This is a genomic window from Pseudomonadota bacterium, from assembly GCA_022361155.1.
GTDB lineage: Bacteria > Myxococcota_A > Polyangia > Polyangiales > JAKSBK01 > JAKSBK01.
Genome location: JAKSBK010000546.1, coordinates 1 through 4,917, shown reverse-complemented (window position 1 = coordinate 4,917; position 4,917 = coordinate 1). Strand labels below are relative to the sequence as shown.

The 4,917-nt window shown below is 57.4% G+C and carries 2 protein-coding genes; both read right to left on the bottom strand.

The window, feature by feature from the left end; genetic code table 11:
• Positions 1–2,247: 2,247 nt before the first annotated feature.
• Positions 2,248–3,537 (bottom strand): hypothetical protein, encoded by a 1,290-nt coding sequence (locus tag MJD61_20300; GenBank protein ID MCG8557605.1) that lies wholly within the window; start codon positions 3,535–3,537, stop codon positions 2,248–2,250.
• Positions 3,534–4,022, bottom strand: coding sequence for a hypothetical protein (locus MJD61_20295; GenBank protein MCG8557604.1), 489 nt, complete (start codon positions 4,020–4,022; stop codon positions 3,534–3,536). The genes MJD61_20300 and MJD61_20295 overlap by 4 nt, the downstream gene beginning before the upstream one ends.
• Positions 4,023–4,917 lie beyond the last annotated feature (895 nt).

Below are 4,917 nucleotides of genomic sequence, written 5' to 3'. Positions count from 1 at the left end.
CTTCGACCAGCCTCCTGTGCCCCGGCAACGTTAGGCCGGATTCAAAGCACGTATCGATGGGTGAGATTGCCGACTGCGTACCGCGCTGCCGGAGGGGACCACTGCATGTACTTGACACCGGCCGCTCTATCGAAGGTCGGGTCGCCCAGCTGCGCGCTCGGTCCTCTCCGCCCCCTCGCTCGGGCTTCCCAGCACAGCTCAAAAGGAGGCTCGGGAACGTGCGTGATCAGATCGCGTGCGACGGGCAGATCTCCCTGTTCTCGCGCGGGAAGGTTCTGTGCGTGCTACAGGTCTTTGCCCGCGCAGGGCCGCTCCGGGACTCGCTCAACCCCCCGGACCGTATTGCCTTCCGCGTTACCCAACTGCGTCGGCGTCTGAAGTGGGGATTTCGCGGCTCCATGCTGCGCCCGCACACCTCCCTTTTTTCGGTTTCACGGCACTGGACGCGGAATTCGTCCGTCGGGACCCTCAAAGGGGATGACGTCACGCAAATAAAGTCCATAGGCATCGCCATTCGCGGCTTGAATTGGAATCACTGTCCCGTCACGTCGAGGATAGAATTCGCTATTTCGCTGCCGGGTGCGCAAACGACGGAAATCAGCCGCCACAGGCGGCCTGATAAGGATGCCCGTTCCGGCAGGCTGCAGCCCAAACGGCCGGACTACGTCCTCGGGTGCGCCCGACCCTGCGGGCCAGGACGCGAATTTGTAAGGAGTCCCAGCACCCACGAGAGGTTGCCCCGCCATTGCAAAATTAAGAAGCACAATGCGGACTGGACCGTCCATCGAGTTTCCGCGAGAGTGCAACTCCCTCATAGCGCTCATCGCTTCCTGGTAGATAGGCTTGAGTTCAGCAGGCGCCTTCATTCCGAGACACAATCCGTCGCAGACAATCTCCGTCTCACCCATGTAGAGCACATCCGGCTCCGCGTGACCTCCCAAAGAAGCGTGTCCTCCTGAAAGACCCTTCCACTTTTCCACCTGGAGTCGACGACCAAGCTGTCGGATCTCGCTGATAGTCAATCTGCCAGCGCGAGTCTCAGCGAGTTCCGCATACGCTGGCCATTGCCCGGCGTCTGTTTCACCAACGTCAAATACGTAGTAGCGACAGTCATCGCGGATGTGCAGAAACGCGTGCCCGTTCTCCACAACTACCTCACTCCCAACGGCAAAACGGCGAGCATCCAACCGTGCAACACGTACGAACCCCAGCAATGCTTTGCCTGTACCGCTACAGCCGAGCTCGATCGACGCGTCAGGCGCAATCGCGTCAGGGTCATTCCCCCCGTCCGGGACAGAAGTCATACCCGAATCGGGCGGCATCGCGTCGGGCGCAATCGCGTCAGGGTCATTCCCCCCGTCCGAGACAGAAGTCATACTTGACCCAGCACAAGCTATCACCCACACCCCCGCCGGCACCAACCAGCAAGACAACCACCTTCGAAGGGTCATTTCTCCACCTTCTTCGTAAGCAAATCCTCCAAGGTATCGAGCAACAAAGCTGTCTCGATGCTCTCCGAACTCTCGTATCGCCCCTTCCTCGTCCGCCGCTCCTTCCTGGGCGCCGGTAGCCGATTCGCCTCCTCCTGGGTTGGTACCCTGACCTCAGAAAAGCAAAGCGAACGCAGATTCCGATTCCCGCGTGCCTCAGGTGACAGCTCCGTCAACATGCACAAATTCTTTTCTCCATTGCAGTCCCTGCTGGACCGACATCCCACGTTGGCGGCCAACAAACAGCGATCGAGGACACAGATTTCACCCGCTGCACAGTGGGCGTCTCTTCCACACGGGCCACATTGCCAATTCCGGCATGCCAGCGCAAGACCGCAGCGTTCGGACGTGTCACACAGCGGATGGGTATCCTTGCTAACGAGCATGCCCTGCCATTCCTGAGCAGACCGCTCGTAGAAGTTTCCTTCATGCGCGGAAATGACCGGCGCAACGTGGCCCGCCCGTCCAGTCGGAACCCCAAAGAAATAAGAATGAACCCGACTCTCATCCGTTGCCTCGTGACCTGTATCACGCGGGCTCTCCTGCTGTACGATCGTCCCGAAGGTCCGACCACCCGCAAAGCCCAGTCCTGTAGCACACAAGCCCACGAAACAGGCTACTACAAGCACATCACGACTTCTCGCGCCCGCTGCCTTCTTATAGCGGATACTCATTCTAATCTTATCCCTTTTCCGTCGGGCGCACGGAGTCGATTCCGTCTCCTCCCCGTACGCCCTCCGAGTTCCGAGCTCGGCTTTCAGTCCCCCGGGGCTGCACAGTTGTTGTTATATGCGGGCAATGGGCTCACACCATAGTTGATGACGTACAAAGTCGAGTAGTCCCGTGCTGCCTTCCCGTCCCAGTCATTCGGTGAGCCAAAAGGTTCGTCCCGCAAACCATTGCCCGTTCCAACCATCCAATTGAAATTGTTATCGCAGATTCGATTGTAAGGCTCACTCAAAGTCTCCGAATCTTCATTTGTATCGTATAGATCCCATAAGAATTTGACCATATTACCCACGTGCCGGCCATCACAGTCCGTCTGATTCGCGGGTGGGCAGTTTCCTCCGCTACACCCGCTGCAATCGCTGCAACCACCACCACCAGGAGCACCCAAACTTGGCTCGGCCATCGTGGGGCATGGGCCGATGAACGCCCCACAAATGTCAGGATCGGAATCATACCAGTATCTTGCCACATCGCCGATCCAAGTAGCGAACGCCTCTTCGTAGCCAGCACAGGTCCACTCTGGTGTCCATAAAGACCACCAGCCATTACTGGCCGAACCGTAGCTATAGTTACCACAGGCGTTAGAGTTGCCTTCTCGGCTTAGGCGATGCGACGCTGTATGTCCAAGCTCGTGGGCAATCCGACCGCTAAAAGCGAAAGGCGTGCGGGGATCTGTATCCAGATGGATCAGGGTCGCTGAAACAGCACAGCTAGTTGAACAGATAGTATTGAACGCTCGCACTTGAGTAGATCCATAGTTCTGCGCAAGGCGGTTCGAGTACTGAAAGGAGTCTCGCCAAGTCCGCTCAGCACCTGCGTAGACATGTGCGAGTGGATCTTCGGATCCGTTCGAACCGATGCCAATCTCTCCCAAATCCTGCGGATCCCAAATTGTCGTTCCGTGCTGGTGTATAAAGCCTGCCCTCCAGTCCAACGACGCGCCGGCACCATCACGAATATAGAAGCGATTGTTTGCGTGGGCACCCTTCCACTGTAAAGTCGCATAAGAAGGTTGTCCTTGTGGGTAGTTGTTCCACCATGAAATCTCGAAGTTACCGGAGTCATCCGTCTGGCCTACACCCCACTGCGCCTGAGAATTAGGGTCTGTAATATAGACTGTTGTGTTCGCCATAGGTTGGTAGGTCTGAAACTGAGACTCGGTATACCTTGCGCCTGTGCACGCTCGCGTACTTGGACAATAGTTGCTGAGTTCGTTGTAGTAGCTGAGCTTGCCAATCACGACACCCCAGTTTGCGGCACTGGCCGACAATGGAGTTATAAGAGTCGCAAATAGAACAGCATAGTGGGGCAATTTCATTGTAATATCCTCCGCCCATTTTCAGCGTATATCTCACGGAAATATTCGTTGACGTCCAACGGAATTATACTTCCGGACTCGATCTTGAAATACTGGATCCCCATTGCAGTGGATTCCGCACCATCATCGCTACGCTGGGCAACGTGGACCCTAAGCTGGTAGTGGCCGTCTTCTAGACCCCCTGGTGTAGACAGCTCCCTCGTCAGTTGTCCTTTGGCCGCGATGCGACGTGCCTGCCAAGGCTTGTCGGCTGGCAGTGCCGGCGTGCCGTCCGATCGCAGGATCTCTCTACTTGAAACGATACTTCCCCGTTTCTTCAAGTTGTTCCGAATAACAGCACGGATCAGAAGCGATTCTCCGCCTGGACCCGTGCGCGTGCCCATAGATTTCATGTCGACTTCGAGAAAAAACGGCTGCCCACCGGCACACAGCTTTGGTGTTTGATATGGTACATCTGCCTGCTCCACGAAATTTGATGGAGGCATCTGTGGTTCTTCGATCCCTAGGGACCACCCACTGATAAAGGGTCCAACAAGCAGCCCCGACAGTATGAGTTTTCGGAATCTGTGATTATGCAGCATTGGCTTCCTTTCTAGCGCCGACGAGTTACAAGGCGCTTTTGCAGGTATTACCTACGAGGTTCCCTTTATTTTGGATAGCGGGCTGGAAGGGGGCCTCCGGGTGGTTGTTTGCGCTTCTTCGCTTCCTCTGCTTTTTGGAGCCCTTCGGGGAAGCAACTTAGTCTTTCGGTCAAGTAGTTAGTTAGGTTAGTGTCCGCAAGCGAACAAGGTAACGCGACTTGGCAGCGGTCGTCAGCGGGTGGAGGGAATGTGCCCGTAACGCGACATCGATGTTGCGGGAGACGCGGTCGCTCTTCGGTGGATCTCAGGCTGGATGAAGATGGCAGGGCCCACAGCACTGCCGGCAACCAAATCGTTATGAGTTTGAAGTCACTCCCACTTCCATGGACCATAGTTCCCTCCAACGGCTGCCTGGCCACGAAGCATCTGCGGACCGTGAAATACGAACCACACGTGCACACCCGCACACGTGCACACCTCCAGGAACGCTGTGCTCGTCGCGCTCGCCGTTCTTGCCCAGCAAGCCCCAAGGTCTGTGGGGGTGGCCCACAGACGGCGGGCCTGCCGCCTCGCCCGTGCAAGCTGACTTCGCCCCGGCCCCGGCTCGGCGGCGAATGGCTGCGCTAGCGCTCCATGCTGAACGGCGCGGGAGACGGGAGACGGGAGACGGGAGACGGGAGACGGGAGACGGGAGACGGGAGACGGGAGACGGGAGACGGGCAAGAAGCGAGCCACACGGTGGGCGGTTACCCGCTCGCCATCCATCTGTGTCCCTGCTGGTGCTGCCTTACCGCTGCTG